We start from the raw sequence: 15107 nt of genomic DNA, 5'->3' as shown, positions 1-15107 counted from the left end.
AACAAGAAAGACGAAGATAAAAACAGACAAATCCGGTTACGTTTTACCGGGAAATAAAACAAGCAGTGGATAAACAAGACAGGTAAGATGGGGGATTTAATGTCTCCGCCTCATCCTGAGGCGAAGACAGTGAACAAATCCGGATTCCCATCGAATTTGTTCAACCGGTTCGTTCGTCAATCCCAACGAGCTGGCCGGTGCTATGTCTCAATTTGCTACAGACTCAAGCTTAAGACAGGAAAGCCTGAGCCGCTATAGTAGTGATTGAGCGAGCGTGGTGATAGAGGTAAAAGCGTGATGCAGCGATGCAAAAATGGTATGAAGTTAGACGACCTGCGCACTCTGATTGCAATTGCTCAACAAGGAAGTTTCAGGGCGGCAGCCAGTGCGTTAGATATTCCCCCTGCCACCCTGAGCAGGCGGTTACAACGGCTGGAAGATACCCTGGGCAGCCAGCTGGTAATCCGGGACAGCCGCAATGTTTCGTTAACCCCACTGGGACAGAATTATTTCGAACGCTGCCAGCCTCTGATTGATGGGCTGGAAAGTGCCACCACCGAACTACAGGACAGCAGCCACAGCAATCCACGCGGTGCGCTGCGAATTTCTGCGCCGGTCGGCCTACTGACTTACCGCCTGATGCCGTTATTTAACCACTTTATGGCGCAGTACCCGGAAGTCACCCTATCGCTGACCCACCTGTCAAACCAGCACCATGACTACAGCCCGGAGCAATATGACGTGGTGTTCCGTGTCGGCCGGCAACCGGACTCCAGCTTTGCTGCCGCCAAAATCGGCCAATCACAACGAATTCTGGTCGCCTCTCCGGATTACCTAGCGCGACATGGCGCGCCATCGCATCCTAACGATCTCAATCAGCATGCCCGCCTGGCAAGCGTCCCGGAGTTTGAGTGGGCACTTACCTGCAAGGATGAAAACCACCAGCAGGAAACCATCTGGGTTAACTCCCCGGTCAGAATGGCGATCGCCGATCTTAACAGCATCAAACAGGCAGCCATCGACGGGCTGGGAATTGCCAGCCTGCCTAACTATGTTGTTGCCGATGACTGTCAGCAACAACGCCTGACAACCCTGATGGACGACTGGTATGCACCGCCCCGCCCTATCTATATGTTATATCAGCGACTTGGCTACATTCCGGCTCATATCCGCTGCTTTACCGACTTTATGCGTGATGCACTGGCAGGCTTTTAACGGTAAGCTTGGCAACAGATTTCAAGGTCGATGAAACCAAACACTGATTAACACGGTCTGAGGGGGTATAGTAATAATATCCTCACTGTACCTGCTGCAGGGACGTTCTGCATACGAGTCTGACTTTAATGATGAGATTGACAAAGCACTACGGGTTATCCCGATTTTCCTCCCTTATCGCGCTGTTAGGGATTTTGCTGGCCACTATCGCCAGTCTGCCAGTCCGGGCCGAGTTTTCCTTTGGTTTCAACAGCAGCAGCGAGACACAGTTTGTCGCCGTTGATGAGGCCTTTCCTTTCAACTTCAGCCAGCAGGGTAATGTGGTTTACCTCGACTGGCAGATCAAGCCCGGCTACTACCTGTACCAGCACCAGCTATCTGTCAGCTCAGATAATGCCAAAATCGGCACTCCCGACATTCCAGCCGGGCAACCATACAAAGATGAGTTCTTCGGGGACATCAATATCTACACCGAGCCGCTGACCGTCTCGGTTCCGCTGCTTGAAGCCGACAACAGCTCAGTGCTGACAGTCCGTTACCAGGGCTGTGCCAAAGCCGGTTTCTGCTATCCGCCGGAAATTCGTCAGGTACCGTTAACGGCGGTAATGGCAGCCAAAGATGTAACACCTCCGGGTTCAGCAACCACCTCTGCATCAAGCGATAAGAGAGAAGTAAGTACTGACATTCAGACATCAGCAAGCACAGTCATCACACCTGCGACCCAACAAGATCAGCTGGCCAGCGATCTTGCCGAACAATGGTGGACCCCGTTGGTCTTCCTGGCTCTGGGGGTTGGCCTCGCCTTTACTCCGTGTGTTCTGCCGATGTACCCAATCCTGACCGGTATCGTTCTGGGAGGCGGTCAGCTCAGCCACGGCAGAACTTTCCGCCTATCATTTACCTATGTTCAGGGGATGGCACTGACCTATACCCTGCTGGGGCTGGTTGTCGCTTCTGCCGGTATGCAGTTCCAGGCAGCCCTGCAACACCCTTACGTACTAATTGGCCTGAGTGTAATGTTTGTCCTGCTGGCGCTTTCTATGTTCGGTGCCTACACCCTGCAACTACCAAGCAGCGTCCAGACCTGGCTCAGCACCCTAAGCAACCGCCAGGAAGCTGGTAACACCGGCAGCGTGTTCATCATGGGCGCCATTTCCGGCCTGGTGTGTTCACCATGTACGACAGCACCGCTATCCGGGGCGCTTATTTATGTTGCCCAGAGCGGCGACCTGCTGACCGGTGCTGTTGCTCTTTACGCCTTAGCGCTGGGTATGGGTATCCCGCTGATCCTGGCCGCTATGTTCGGCAACAAATTACTGCCGAAGGCCGGCAACTGGATGGTGCATGTGAAGGTCTTCTTTGGCTTTATCCTGCTGGCCGTGCCTGTCTTCCTGCTTGAGCGCATCCTACCGCACAACGTTGTGCCTTACCTGTGGTCGGCGCTGGGTATTGCCGCATTTGGCTGGCTCTACCATGTCAAAAATACCCTAGCGGTGTCATGGCGCAGCAGTTCGCTGGCGGTGATTGCGATTGTCGGCCTGTTTATCTCGGTCCAGCCGATGTACCAGTTCATCGCCGGTGGGGCAACAACAGCGGCGCAGCAACAGGAAGTGAAGGTTGAATTTGAACGCGTAACCACCATTGATGATCTCAACCTGGCGCTGGCTGAAGCCAAAGCACAGGGCAAACCAGTCATGCTCGACTTCTATGCCGACTGGTGTGTGGCCTGTAAAGAGTTCGAAAAATACACCTTCCATGACCCGGCTGTAGCACCAAGGCTTGAACAATTTATCCTGCTGCAAGCTGACGTGACTAACAGCTCACCGGCTGATATTGAAATGCTCAAAGAGATGGATGTACTCGGCCTGCCAACGCTGGATTTCTGGGATGCTGAAGGTAACCGTAACAGCCGCGCCCGCCTGACCGGCTTTATGGAAGCCAAGCCGTTTATCAACCACCTGGAAAACCACCAGCTAGTTAACTGATAAGAAATCGGATACCACAAAAAAGGAGCACTGTGTGCTCCTTTTTCATTCATACCAACGAACAACTAAATATAACGCTATTCCCGCAGCCCCCGCAGCAATTCATAGCGCGCGACAATATCTTCAGTTTCTTCACTCTCTTCATACTGCTCACGCAGCTCATTAATCGCATCATGCATAGATTTACTCATACGATTAACATTACAACTCGGTGCCCATTCCAGTATTGAAATCATCACACTGACCGGCTTTTCCAAATCAAGCTTAACCAAGTTGTCGCAACAACGATGAACATGGCGCTGTATCCGTTCGGCCACCGTTTTTGCACCGCTTAAATCGGTATCCGGCAACAGCACAGCGAACTCATCGCTGCCTACCCGGGCAATGAAATCCCGCGGCCGGTAAACCCCGCGACGCAACCCTTTGGCAACCCGCTTCAGTAAATCTTCATAGGCATTATGGCCACAGGTCATCGTATAAAGTCGCAACGGCTCAATGCTCACCACCATCACTGTCAGATCACTGTTATGCCGACGGGCCGCCATAATTTCCCGATCCAGCATCAGCTCGAAATGACGGTTGTTCTGCAAGCCGGTTACCGGATCAACCAACGCAACCGAATCCAGTTCCTTACGCAATCGCATCTCTTCAAATTCATGCAGTACCGATGAGTGGAACCAGTGATACAGGCATTCCCTGATCACAATCACAATCAACAATCGGCTGAACAGGCTCAGAAAAGAGATGGCATCATGATCGATCTCAGAATAAACACCAATAAAAAGAAACGAGCTGAAAACCGGAACAACCGCCAGATACATAGCCGGACGATAACTGAAAAATGCCACCACCGAGAGGAAGACAAACAAGTCGCCGTAAACAAAGAGAGAGGAAAAGTAAGTTTCATGCAGCAGCAACGGAAACAATACGGCCCAACCACTTCCTAACAGCCCGGCCAATGCCAGTGAAACACTCTGCCAGCGAACCTTAACTGAAATGATCTGCACCAAGGTCCACAACACAAGTGCTGCAACCCCTAATACGGCAACAACGCCGCTAAAAGCTGATTTCACCGTACTGGATATCGCAGGTTCCACCCAAAACAACTCAGCAGCCACCAAAACCAGCAATAATACTGATGTGGTGATAATCATTTTCCAGCCCTGAACCTGACGCTCAAACTGCTGCTGTTCTAAATAGCCCTGTCCGCTATCACGAGTATCAATGTGACGGATCATTCCTTGTACCCAATATTGTGTGCATTCATTATATTAAGCGACTTAAGTGATCAATAACTTAATAATACCTCAAGCCCGACTGTTAGTATGAGTAAGAACTGATCCAGCTCTGATCTTGGAGGCGAGCAAATTGATCAGACTAATTTCCGGTGATAGCGTTGTTTATTAAGTACAACAAAAACAAACAGAAGTAACTGCACATGGACGCTCAGTACACTATTGTTATTGCCGATGATCACCCGCTCTTCCGTAATGCGCTGTTTCAGTCTGTGCATATGGCGATCAGCGGAGCCAACCTACTGGAAGCCGGCTCACTCGATACTCTGCTCACCCTGCTGGAAAAGGAACCGGATGTTGATCTGCTACTGCTTGATTTGAAAATGCCCGGCGCAAACGGCATGTCCGGCCTTATTCAACTGCGCAGCCAATATCCGGATTTACCTGTTGTTGTTATCTCTGCCAGTGAAGAGCCCTGCATTATCCGCCAAGTACGCAGTCACGGTGCCTTCGGTTTTATCCCAAAATCCAGTGACATGCGCGCTTTAATTGCGGCCCTGAACCAGGTGCTCGAAGGCGAACCTTATTTCCCGGAAGGACTTGGCGAAGGGGAAGACAATGACGAAATCAATGAGCTGGCCGAGCGCATCGCTGCACTGACCCCGCAACAGTACAAAGTGCTATGCATGCTCTCCGACGGCCTGCTCAATAAACAGATTGCCTATGAACTGAATGTCTCCGAAGCCACTATCAAGGCACATATGACAGCGATCTTCCGCAAACTCGGGGTGAAAAACCGCACCCAGGCGGTGATATTGCTACAACAGATGGACTTAAGCCATCCATAGCCGAAACAACCGACCCATCGGAATCCAGGATTTCTCTCTGACGGGTTAGACTTTTGGCTAAAGCAACATTTTCATAACACACCTAAACCTCAATCCAATTCACAAAATCGCCGTCATGACGGCGATTTTTTCGTTTTTCTCTCGACTAAAGTTGCACGGTTAGCTTTGAAGATCGTTGCTATTGTCTCTTGGTAACAATTTCTTAACTTGGCTGTATTAGCTAAAGGATGACGTGAAAGGAGATAACAATGGCGTTTGAATCCAAGGAACAGGCTCAGGCCTATTGGAAGGAGAACCTCACCACGATGGGCTCGCTGCTGGCCATCTGGTTTCTGGTGTCTTACGGAGCCGGCATTCTGTTTGTCGATGCCCTCAACAGCCTCCAGCTCGGCGGCTTCAAATTAGGTTTCTGGTTCTCACAGCAGGGTTCAATCTACACCTTTGTTGCCCTGATTTTTGTCTATGTCGTGCGCATGAACGCACTCGACCGTAAGTTCAACGTACACGAAGACTGAGGGGAAATTCATGGATATCCAGACCTGGACCTTTATTTTGGTGGGCATTACTTTTGCCCTGTATATCGGTATCGCCATCTGGGCTCGTGCCGGTTCCACCAGTGAATTTTATGTTGCCGGCGGTGGTATTCACCCGGTCGCCAACGGTATGGCAACAGCCGCAGACTGGATGTCTGCTGCATCCTTTATCTCTATGGCCGGTATAATTTCATTTGTCGGTTACGACGGCGGGGTATATCTGATGGGCTGGACCGGCGGCTACGTTCTGCTGGCACTGTGTCTTGCTCCTTACCTGCGTAAGTTCGGTCAGTTCACGGTGCCGGATTTTATCGGTGAACGTTATTACTCGAAAACTGCCCGTATGGTTGCCGTCTTTTGTGCCATCTTCGTTTCCTTTACCTATGTGGCAGGCCAGATGCGTGGTGTCGGCGTGGTATTCGCCCGTTTCCTTGAAGTGGATATCAACATCGGGATCATCATCGGCATGGGGATCGTCTTTTTCTATGCGGTCTTGGGCGGAATGAAAGGCATCACCTATACCCAAGTCGCCCAATTCTGCGTCCTGATTTTCGCTTTCCTAGTACCGGCAATCTTCACTTCGATCATGATGACAGGCAATCCGATCCCGCAGATCGGCATGGGATCCACCATCAGTGGTTCAGAAACCTATGTTCTGGATAAACTCGACGGCCTGACCACTGAACTCGGCTTTACCGCCTACACTGACGGCTCAAAGAGCATGGTTGATGTCTTCTTCATCTGTGCCGCCCTGATGGTCGGTACAGCTGGTCTGCCACACGTAATCATCCGCTTCTTTACCGTACCGCGCGTAAGGGATGCTCGTATTTCAGCTGGTTGGGCACTGCTGTTTATCTCTATGCTCTACACCACAGCTCCGGCGGTGGCTGCCTTTGCCCGCGTTAATATGATTGAAACCATCAATGGCCCGGACCAACAAGGCGTCGCCGCTGCTGAAGCCCCTGGCTGGGTGACAAACTGGGAAAAAACCGGCCTGGTGAAGTGGGAAGATAAAAACGGTGACGGCAAGATGTTCTATTCCGGAGATGAACGCAATGAGATGAGCGTTAACCGCGATATCATCGTTCTGGCAAGCCCTGAGCTGGCGAAACTGCCGAACTGGGTGGTCGCCCTGCTGGCTGCCGGTGGCTTGGCTGCCGCCCTGTCGACAGCTGCAGGTCTGCTGCTGGTGATCTCAACCTCGATTTCCCATGACCTGCTGAAGAAAGGCTTCAAACCAAACATGACGGACAAGCAGGAGCTGATGGCCGCCCGTGTTGCTTCGGCACTGGCTATCGTCGGAGCCGGTTACTTAGGGATCAACCCGCCGGGCTTTGTCGCCCAGGTTGTTGCCTTCGCATTCGGACTGGCTGCCGCTTCATTCTTCCCGGCGATTATTCTGGGGATCTTCTATAAGCAGATGAACAAAGAAGGGGCCATTGCCGGCATGGTATCAGGTATTGTCTTCACCGCTTCTTACATCATCTACTTTAAGTTCATCAACCCGACCGCTAATACCCCTGATAACTGGTTCTTCGGCATCAGCCCGGAAGGTATCGGTACTCTGGGGATGTGCCTGAACTTTGTCATCTCGATTGTGGTAAACAAGGTGACTTCGGAAGTGCCGCACAATGTACAGGAAATGGTGGAATCTATCCGCTATCCAAAAGGAGCCGGTGAAGCACAAGAGCACTAAAGATTAGGAGCGAGAGAAAAGAAATAAAATCTCAGATAGAAAAAACGGAGCTCTCAGCTCCGTTTTTTATTCTTCCTGTTACCACAGGCCTTTTTTCTTCACCTTCTGCATATTTGCAATGGTTTCGGTCAAGTCCTGCTCTTCTTCTGCCGGTTTTTCCGCGGGCGCACCAGCTATCGGAGCAACAGATAGTTTCTTAATCAACTCACTCTGGGCTTTAATCAGAGCCTTCAGCTCAGCAATCTCACGCTTGTGGTTAGTCGCGCGAATCTCATCCGTCAGTGTCTCTTGAAGCTCAGAAAAATCAGGCAGTGCAGCCTCAGAAGATGGCTCCGTAACAACAGGCATTTCAGGTACAACCGGGGCCTCAGGTGCCGTTGGCGCAGCCGCCGCTGATGGAATTTCAATGGATGACACAGACTCAGCCAATTCAGTACACAGGTTCACCAAAGTCTGGCGGGTTTCAGCCAGTTCCTGCTGAGTTTCCTGTTGATTCTGTAGCAACGCTTGTTCACGTTCAGATGATTCAGAAGACAAGGTCATCAATGCCTGACGCGTTTCAGTCAGCTCCTGCTGAGTTTTCTGCTGACTAAGCAGCAACTCTTTCTCACGCTCAGCAGATTCAGTCACATGACGCAGATTTTCTTCACTGGCATAACGAAGATCATCACGTAGCGATTGGATCTCGGTAAACAGCGGCGTCATATTAACCGCAGATTTAATCGCTTCAATATCCTGGCGGGAAATATCAGTAGGCTGACCCGACGCCATTGGAACAACCAGACCACAGGCATCCAGTTGCTGCTTCAGTGTCGCCATCTTAATGGTGTCATCACCAAGGCAAGTGGACAGTCCAGCGCTCAGCGCCGGACTCAGCAGGTGCAAAAACATCCCGGAAAGATAGATGTTTTTATGCATATGCAGGCTGTTATGGAGATCCATACCAGCATCCGGGTTATCGAGCATACTTTTACGCTCGTTCACCCATTTCTGCATAACGCCGACCGCATAGCGGTCGGACAATGAGTTGACAGGATTTAGATAAATCGAGTAGTTAACTCGCTTTAACTGACTACTCATCTTCTACCTCAATAAGGGTTTCACGCTCGATGTGTACCTCATCCTCTTCGGTGTTGTACAGGCACAGTTCACGAGCAAGTGCAGACTGAGAATCTTTGATCAGCACTACACGATCACCCAGGGTGTCATACGCTTTCTTAATTGCAGGGTAAACCAGCGGAGCACCGCCGCCTACCAGATAAACACGGTTCGGGTTTTTAGAAAACTTCTTCGCTTCATAAGCTACCGCGCTACCCAATTCTTCAATCTTGGTCTCAATTTTCTCAAGAATGATATCGATCTTAGACTCGTCGTTTACAACCTCTTTAACGAAATCCAGATCATCACGGCGCTTGATCAGCTCGTTAGCAACCAGGTAGCTTGAATCACTGTCTGCTGCCGCCAGTGCTTTACGAGCCGCATCGGTAACCATAGAAACACCGATCTCGTTGTTACCATAAATAGCAGACACATCGTCAAACTCACCAACCACGATGCCCATATCCAGCGTAGTACCACCGCAGTCAACCACCAGCGAACGGGTAAACTCATTACAGCTTGAGTTAATCAGCGTGGACATCACAGCCGGCAGACTTTCCGGCATCACTTCCACTTCAACCACTTCAAACAGCTCACCCTTATTCAGGCTGATTTCACGCATCAGGTTCTCGCGCTTCTTGGCGATTTTCGCTTCATTACGCTGGCAGTCTTCTGAGTTGTAGAATTCAGTAATCGGCAGAGTCACTACTAGGGTAACCGGACAAGGCTTCAGGCCAGTCTGCAGCAGAGCATGGTGAACAGCCAGCAGGTTAAGATCGTCGTACTGGTAGTCAACATGCGTAGTTTCCAGCGCCTTATCAGAGGTCGCATCGTATGTGTACTTAGTTGTACCGATTGTGTAGTTATATACTTTCTTATCGCGTCGCAGCGCTGCACTCTTCCAGTCTTTGCGGAAAGAGTTCGGTGATACGATGGTTTTCAGCTGGTTATTCTCAATCCAGCTCACCTTCACATTTGTCGAACCATCATCAACCGCAATTTTAAACGCAGATACCGTCATAACTTTTCTCACAAATAAAACTAATAATTACAATTAGCAAGGATGTTCTTCTCCCCGGATATTTCATTCGGCAGAGACAAGACACCGCTGTCATATGCAACAAACTCAACAATTAAAAGACATCTAACGTTAATTGTCAGATGGCATATCAAGTTTGAATTAAAGATGGTGATACCTTAATAAAAGCAATATTTGCCATTATCAGATCAGGATAAAAAAGGGTTAAGCTCACCATCTCGTTAAAAAAACATATTACTCAACCAATTGGCACAATTGCCTATAGAGCTAAAATCGGTTGAGTTGCTGTATTATCTTGCATGATTAAAAAATAAACAACGGGCTATTATTGTTAATATCAATAAGAGTCATAGCCCGATACATTTTTCATTGTTTACGCAGGAAAGTAGGCGTTTAAAATCATGTAAATACAGCCTTTATACAATTCATAATCTGCTATGTTACATTCAATAAAATAACAGGTTATTAATTCACCAGCATATCAAGACGAGATACCGGACGATTTGACTCTGCAAAGCGGCGAGCATTTTCCACGGCCTGACCTTCACTCTCATCAATCTGACCTTTACCAAAGAGCAGCGCCAATTGTTCATCCGCTTCTTTGGTTAGTACCATCATTTCAATCCGGCGGTTTTTACCACTTCGTGTATCTTCTTTATAAACTGGCGTACGCTCAGCCATCGCAACTACCTGCAGTACATTTGACTTAGGCAGGCCGGAATCAACTAATACCTGACGAGCTTTTAGGGCACGTGCGCCTGACAGATCCCAGTTACTGTAATCCTGGCGCTTAAACCGGGTACTGTCGGTATGGCCACTGATCACCATACGGTTTTGGATTTGCCCCAAAATCGGTGCAATATTGAATAGCATGTCTTCAAAGAACGGGGTCAGTTCAACACTACCACGCTCATACATGAAGTGATCATCATCATCCTGGATCAGGATACGCAGCCCCTGCGGGACAATTTCCAGTACAATATTTTCAGATGCAGACAGTTCTTCAGCAATCTGGCTGATCGCTTTTGCCAGCACAGATAGCTCTGGTGTAGACAAATGCTTACCGGCAATTGCTGAATTCAGCTTACGGTTACGGCCGCCTTTTTCGCTGCCTTGTGATGACTTATTGAACATCGACGAACCAAAGCGTTCCTCTCCGGAACTAAGCTCACTCATCGGCTTTTCAAACGGAGACATGCTACCGTCAAAATCTATCGGGAACGGGCTATTGGTGATTTCAAAAATATTATCGAATACCGTTGCCGTCTGCAGACGCTTTTCAATGATAAGGCGCTCTTCCTGGGTGGTGATACCCATTAGCCACAGCACCATGAAAAACGCCATCATTGCCACAGCAAAGTCAGCAAAAGCTACCTTCCACGCACCACCATGATGCTCATCATGGTGGCCTCGTTTTTTCTTCTTAACAATTATAATGTGATGATCTTTGCTCATGATTGATTACTGCCCGGTCATCCAGCCTTCCATTGCAGCAAACGTCGGCTTATATTCGGTATGCAGTACTTTACGACCCGCATCCAGAGCCAACAGCGTTGGTTTCCCTTGAGCCTGGGCAACCAGAATCGCCGTAATCATGTGCAGTGCCATCATCTCTTTCTTAACCTGGTTAGCAATAGTCGCTGCCAATGGTTCAAACACGGCATAACACATCAAAATACCGAAAAAGGTACCAACAAGAGCCGCCGCTACTTTTACACCGATAAGCGCCAGGTCACCACCAATGCTCTGCATAGTTACTACGATACCCAGTACCGCAGCAACGATACCAAAGCCCGGCATCGCCTCACCAACTTTCGCCAGCGCTTTAGAAGGGCGGAGCAAATCTTCTTCAAGCGTATGCAGCTCCAGCTCCAGCACAGCTTCCAAATCGTGATGGTTAACCTTACCCATCGCCATCATCCGCAGGTTATCGGTAATAAAACTAACAATAACGTTGGATTTCGCCACATCCGGATACTTGGCAAAAATGGCGCTGCTTTCAGGGTTCTCGATATGATCATCTAGCTTTTTGATACCGTCTTTACGAATCACTTCTAGCAATTCAAACATCAGCTCCAGCGTAGACTTATAAAAATCCGAACCGTAGCCTTTACCGAAAGCCATCTTCAGGCGAGTAGCAATATTTTTAAGCACATAAGTTGGGTTGGAGATCACCATAGCCCCAAAGCCGGCACCCAAAATAATAATGAATTCAGCTGGCTGCCAAAGTGCCAGCAGGCGTCCCGATGCATGGGTGTAACCGTAAACAATGCACCCGAAAATAATGACAAAACCGATAATAATTTGCATCTTATGACTCCGTTAAACTGACTCTCGCCAGTCAGCTAACATGCTATTCAAACTTTTCAATGCCTTCTTATGGATCTGGCTGACCCGCGCTTCAGTCAGCTCAAACACCAGGGCAATTTCCTTAAGGTTCATTTCGTGCTCGTAGTAAAAACTCAGAATGACCTGTTCGCGCTCGGGTAAACGAGCCAATGCAGAAGCCATTGCTTTTTTTAATTGACCACGTTCATAGGTATTACACTGAAAACTCAGGCCGAAGAATTGCTCTCCATCCTCTTGCAAGGATTCAACACTACCGAGGTTTTCAGCCTGGCTGTCAAGGCGGCGCTGCTGTACTTCAGTCAGTTCAATACCCATTTCTTCCGCCATCTCCTGCTCCGTCGGCTGTCGTCCTAACTGACGGGAGAGCTGGCGTTCAATATCTTTGAGTTCGTAGCTATTCTGACGTGAACGACGAGAACGCCAGTCCATTCGGCGTAACTCATCCAGAACCGCGCCACGAATACGCTGCACAGCAAGGCGTTCTAGAGCCGCATCCTCTTCATCCGGATAGCGACGGATAACATCAAGCAAAGCCATCAGGCCAATCTGCTCCATGTCTTCCAACGACATCACAGTCGTGACCTGTGCTGTCAAATGCTTTACGACACGCTTTACCAGACCAGCATACTTCGCAACAAGACGCTGCTCGCGCGCCTTCTGGCCTAACTGGTGGCTCTGCTGATAAGCCTGAAGCCCCTGGGCTTCATAGGACATTGCTGCACTGTGCATATCAAACTCCTTACTGAACCACCAACTTGGTGATCAGTACTTGATCGATACCGTTACTACTTGCCATGTCGTTCATGACTTTCTGAACTTTCTCTCGCAATGCCACCTGCAGTGGCTCCATTATCCCGGGCTGAGTCAAATCGTTGTAATGCAGCTCACTCAATAAAGTGATGATGGCATTACGAACAACTGGCATGAATTCCTGAACCAGATCCAGTTGTTCCTGGTTGTAGCTCATAATTGACAGCTCCAACATCAGGTAATGAAGACGGTCGTCTCCCGGAACACTCACCACAAATTTAGTCAACGGCAAAAATACCGGCTTCTTAACCAGCGCAGCAGGCGGTATAGCCTCAGGAACCGGCACTTCAACATGCTTTGCCTGCTGCTGGAAATACCACCAGCCACCGGCACCGGCTAACACAACCACCAGAACAACGGCGGCTATAATTAACGGCAACTTGCTCTTGGCTTTTTTGTTTTCTTCTGTCATATCAATAGATTAAATACTACTAAACCATGGATTCATAACGACCGCCTGACTCCTGTGAAGGAGTTGACGTCGTTTCTTGCTTGGCTGCCATCACATTATTTGCGACCACGGCCGGCTCATCATCCCCTCCCGACTGCTGATGGGACTGCTGGTACATACCGCTGGAAACCGAAACATCAGCCAATTGCATCTGGCTGCCGTCAAAATCAAAGCGCAGACGTTCCGCATTGGCTGCTAATGCTTCGCGTAATTGCGGATGGGCAGCAGTAAAGTGAACTGACACTTTGTCGCCTTCCAGACGCAAATTGATCTCCAAACGTCCCAGTTCTGGCGGGTCAAGGCGTACATGCGCATGCTGGATCTGATCCGTTTTGCTTAGCTGCATACGGGATCGCAATTGATCCACCAGATCACGCCCCCATTCCGGCTGAGTGATGTCAACACTTGCCTGCAATTGTTGTGCCTGTGTGTTAGCCGCAGTCGCAGATTGTGCTGACGCCTGTGCTGCCTGCGTTAACATGTTGATATTACTGCTCATCGCACTGTGAACATGAAGCGTTGGTGTCGACAACGAAGTTGCGGTCAGCTTTTCAAGCACAGAGGCATCAACCGCGGCCATCAGATCTTTATTGTTGCTCAGCATCTCATTGGGAATAACTGCAGCTTTAACCTGAGGTAACGGCTCTCTGGCTGTCAGCAATGCTTCACTAACAAGCGCTTGTGATTCTTTAGACAAAGATGCCGTATTCGCTGCTGGTGTCGTCTGTGGCTTCACCAACTGCTGTAATTGCTCCATTACCGCTACTTTACCTGGTTCAGCACTGGCGCCAACCTGTGCAACCTGACCTGTAAGCATTGCCTGCATGGCTTCCGCTGAAACTTCCGCTTCCGCTTCCGCCGGTAAGCTTGCCCCTTCCGGTTTCACCGCTTGAGCCAGTAACTGCTCAACCTGTGCAGCCAGATCTTCAGCTGAAAGTTGCTGTTGTGGTTCAGCAACCAGCTGAGGCTGGCCTTCAGGCGTCGGCATTGCCTGGTCTGAATCCGACTGGTTATCCAGACGTTGTTCAAACTCAGCAAAGCTCATCGGCTGATCACTATCCGCACCATTCGGTTTAACACTTGGCATATCTGCAGACGTAGCCTTAGCTACATTTTTTACTGCTACATTGGCTGTAACTTGCATGTCACTCTTTTTATTATCTGTTTTGCATGTAGGCGTGCATTCCTTCTCGGGTGTCCGCCTGTTGCGATATCTGCTGCTGAATACGGGCTTTCTCCCGTTCTCCGGCAGCAATCATGGTGCTGTAAAGTGAATTAATTCGTTGAAGCTGGAGCTTCGCTGCCTGGGTCAGGTTTTTTTGCTGGATTTTAGGAATTGCCTGCTGCAGCTTAGTGTCCAGCGAGGCCAGCTTATCCCAGTTTTGAGCAGCCAGAGCCTGCTCAAAACTGGTAAGCAACTCTTCCAGCTGACGCTCAAGACTCATCGCCAACCTGCACGCGATCTGGTTTCAGTACTACCCAGCCTTCCAGAATGTCACTTATCAGGCGGTTAACTTCATCGATAGCTTCAACATCGTTGCTGATGTTGGCTTCAAAAAGTCGACGGCCGCAGTAGTCATAAAGACGGAACAGCTCCTGTGTCACTTCACCGCCTTTTTCCTCATCAAGTACTGAGCTCAGACCATTCAGAATGTCGAGGCACTTGGAGATCATCATGCCTTTGTCTGAAGTCTGACCGCGCTCCATAAAGCCACGAGCACGGGACAGGTTTTCCAGCAAGCCTTCAAGCAGCATCTGGATCAGGCGGTGCGGACTGGCCGACGCCGCCTGTGCATGGTTCTGTGAATGTTGATATGCACCTAAGCCTTCGTTAATCATCATCTTTCA

General features: G+C 49.5%; 15 protein-coding genes. 5 read left to right on the top strand and 10 right to left on the bottom strand.

The features are described 5' to 3' along the window. The first annotated feature begins 318 nt into the window (after window positions 1-318). Both AACQ93_RS01330 and AACQ93_RS01325 read left to right on the top strand, forming a co-directional pair. Window positions 319-1215 carry a LysR family transcriptional regulator gene (locus AACQ93_RS01330; RefSeq protein ID WP_232323268.1) on the top strand — a complete coding sequence of 299 codons (897 nt, stop codon included), beginning with the start codon at window positions 319-321 and terminating at the stop codon, window positions 1213-1215. A gap of 128 nt (window positions 1216-1343) precedes the next feature. Further along, window positions 1344-3200, top strand: coding sequence for a protein-disulfide reductase DsbD (locus AACQ93_RS01325; RefSeq protein ID WP_064601663.1), 1857 nt, complete (start codon window positions 1344-1346; stop codon window positions 3198-3200). Window positions 3201-3277: 77 nt separating this feature from the next. Here AACQ93_RS01325 and AACQ93_RS01320 read toward each other — a convergent pair whose 3' ends face one another. Beyond that, window positions 3278-4438, bottom strand: a complete 1161-nt coding sequence (locus AACQ93_RS01320) for a GGDEF domain-containing protein (protein WP_064601662.1) — start codon at window positions 4436-4438, stop codon at window positions 3278-3280. Between the two features lie 200 nt (window positions 4439-4638). Here AACQ93_RS01320 and AACQ93_RS01315 point away from each other — a divergent pair, with 200 nt between their 5' ends. The 3 genes from AACQ93_RS01315 (at window position 4639) to AACQ93_RS01305 (ending at window position 7512) form a co-directional block, all read left to right on the top strand. Continuing rightward, window positions 4639-5283, top strand: a complete 645-nt coding sequence (locus tag AACQ93_RS01315; protein WP_064601661.1) for a response regulator transcription factor — start codon at window positions 4639-4641, stop codon at window positions 5281-5283. Between the two features lie 248 nt (window positions 5284-5531). After that, window positions 5532-5798, top strand: a complete 267-nt coding sequence (locus AACQ93_RS01310) for a DUF4212 domain-containing protein (RefSeq protein ID WP_007462966.1) — start codon at window positions 5532-5534, stop codon at window positions 5796-5798. Window positions 5799-5808: 10 nt separating this feature from the next. Then, on the top strand, window positions 5809-7512 hold the full coding sequence (locus AACQ93_RS01305; RefSeq protein ID WP_064601660.1) for a sodium:solute symporter family protein: 1704 nt from the start codon (window positions 5809-5811) through the stop codon (window positions 7510-7512). Window positions 7513-7590: 78 nt separating this feature from the next. Here AACQ93_RS01305 and AACQ93_RS01300 read toward each other — a convergent pair whose 3' ends face one another. The 9 genes from AACQ93_RS01300 to fliS form a co-directional block, all read right to left on the bottom strand. Continuing rightward, a complete protein-coding gene (locus AACQ93_RS01300; protein WP_064601659.1) occupies window positions 7591-8592 on the bottom strand; it encodes a hypothetical protein in 1002 nt (333 codons plus the stop codon). Beyond that, window positions 8585-9631 carry a plasmid segregation protein ParM domain-containing protein gene (gene parM / locus AACQ93_RS01295; protein ID WP_064601658.1) on the bottom strand — a complete coding sequence of 349 codons (1047 nt, stop codon included), beginning with the start codon at window positions 9629-9631 and terminating at the stop codon, window positions 8585-8587. Before parM ends, AACQ93_RS01300 begins: the two co-directional genes overlap by 8 nt. A gap of 483 nt (window positions 9632-10114) precedes the next feature. Then, window positions 10115-11104, bottom strand: coding sequence for a flagellar motor protein MotB (locus AACQ93_RS01290; protein WP_064601657.1), 990 nt, complete (start codon window positions 11102-11104; stop codon window positions 10115-10117). 6 nt (window positions 11105-11110) lie between these two features. Beyond that, entirely contained in the window at window positions 11111-11959 is an 849-nt protein-coding gene (gene motA / locus AACQ93_RS01285) for a flagellar motor stator protein MotA (RefSeq protein ID WP_064601656.1), read from the bottom strand. Window positions 11960-11971: 12 nt separating this feature from the next. After that, window positions 11972-12727 carry a FliA/WhiG family RNA polymerase sigma factor gene (locus tag AACQ93_RS01280; RefSeq protein ID WP_064601655.1) on the bottom strand — a complete coding sequence of 252 codons (756 nt, stop codon included), beginning with the start codon at window positions 12725-12727 and terminating at the stop codon, window positions 11972-11974. 10 nt (window positions 12728-12737) lie between these two features. Further along, on the bottom strand, window positions 12738-13220 hold the full coding sequence (locus tag AACQ93_RS01275; RefSeq protein WP_064601654.1) for a flagellar basal body-associated FliL family protein: 483 nt from the start codon (window positions 13218-13220) through the stop codon (window positions 12738-12740). Window positions 13221-13239: 19 nt separating this feature from the next. Further along, window positions 13240-14403, bottom strand: a complete 1164-nt coding sequence (locus AACQ93_RS01270; RefSeq protein ID WP_064601653.1) for a flagellar hook-length control protein FliK — start codon at window positions 14401-14403, stop codon at window positions 13240-13242. A gap of 13 nt (window positions 14404-14416) precedes the next feature. Then, window positions 14417-14704 carry a hypothetical protein gene (locus AACQ93_RS01265; RefSeq protein ID WP_064601652.1) on the bottom strand — a complete coding sequence of 96 codons (288 nt, stop codon included), beginning with the start codon at window positions 14702-14704 and terminating at the stop codon, window positions 14417-14419. Further along, window positions 14694-15101, bottom strand: a complete 408-nt coding sequence (gene fliS, locus AACQ93_RS01260; protein WP_064601651.1) for a flagellar export chaperone FliS — start codon at window positions 15099-15101, stop codon at window positions 14694-14696. Before fliS ends, AACQ93_RS01265 begins: the two co-directional genes overlap by 11 nt. Window positions 15102-15107 lie beyond the last annotated feature (6 nt).

Source organism: Photobacterium sp. J15, assembly GCF_963870815.1.
In the GTDB taxonomy this organism is placed as follows: domain Bacteria; phylum Pseudomonadota; class Gammaproteobacteria; order Enterobacterales; family Vibrionaceae; genus Photobacterium; species Photobacterium marinum.
Note: the sequence above shows the minus strand (reverse complement) of the source record. Positions and strands in the feature narration are given on the sequence as shown.

Coding starts and splice junctions, on each gene's coding strand:
- AACQ93_RS01275 (WP_064601654.1), bottom strand. CDS start 13,220: ATGACAGAAGAAAACAAAAAAGCCAAGAGCAAGTTGCCGTTAATTATA.
- motA (WP_064601656.1), bottom strand. CDS start 11,959: ATGCAAATTATTATCGGTTTTGTCATTATTTTCGGGTGCATTGTTTAC.
- AACQ93_RS01300 (WP_064601659.1), bottom strand. CDS start 8,592: ATGAGTAGTCAGTTAAAGCGAGTTAACTACTCGATTTATCTAAATCCT.
- AACQ93_RS01330 (WP_232323268.1), top strand. CDS start 319: ATGAAGTTAGACGACCTGCGCACTCTGATTGCAATTGCTCAACAAGGA.
- AACQ93_RS01305 (WP_064601660.1), top strand. CDS start 5,809: ATGGATATCCAGACCTGGACCTTTATTTTGGTGGGCATTACTTTTGCC.
- AACQ93_RS01290 (WP_064601657.1), bottom strand. CDS start 11,104: ATGAGCAAAGATCATCACATTATAATTGTTAAGAAGAAAAAACGAGGC.
- AACQ93_RS01280 (WP_064601655.1), bottom strand. CDS start 12,727: ATGCACAGTGCAGCAATGTCCTATGAAGCCCAGGGGCTTCAGGCTTAT.
- AACQ93_RS01310 (WP_007462966.1), top strand. CDS start 5,532: ATGGCGTTTGAATCCAAGGAACAGGCTCAGGCCTATTGGAAGGAGAAC.
- AACQ93_RS01315 (WP_064601661.1), top strand. CDS start 4,639: ATGGACGCTCAGTACACTATTGTTATTGCCGATGATCACCCGCTCTTC.
- AACQ93_RS01325 (WP_064601663.1), top strand. CDS start 1,344: ATGATGAGATTGACAAAGCACTACGGGTTATCCCGATTTTCCTCCCTT.
- parM (WP_064601658.1), bottom strand. CDS start 9,631: ATGACGGTATCTGCGTTTAAAATTGCGGTTGATGATGGTTCGACAAAT.
- AACQ93_RS01320 (WP_064601662.1), bottom strand. CDS start 4,438: ATGATCCGTCACATTGATACTCGTGATAGCGGACAGGGCTATTTAGAA.
- AACQ93_RS01270 (WP_064601653.1), bottom strand. CDS start 14,403: ATGCAAGTTACAGCCAATGTAGCAGTAAAAAATGTAGCTAAGGCTACG.
- fliS (WP_064601651.1), bottom strand. CDS start 15,101: ATGATGATTAACGAAGGCTTAGGTGCATATCAACATTCACAGAACCAT.
- AACQ93_RS01265 (WP_064601652.1), bottom strand. CDS start 14,704: ATGAGTCTTGAGCGTCAGCTGGAAGAGTTGCTTACCAGTTTTGAGCAG.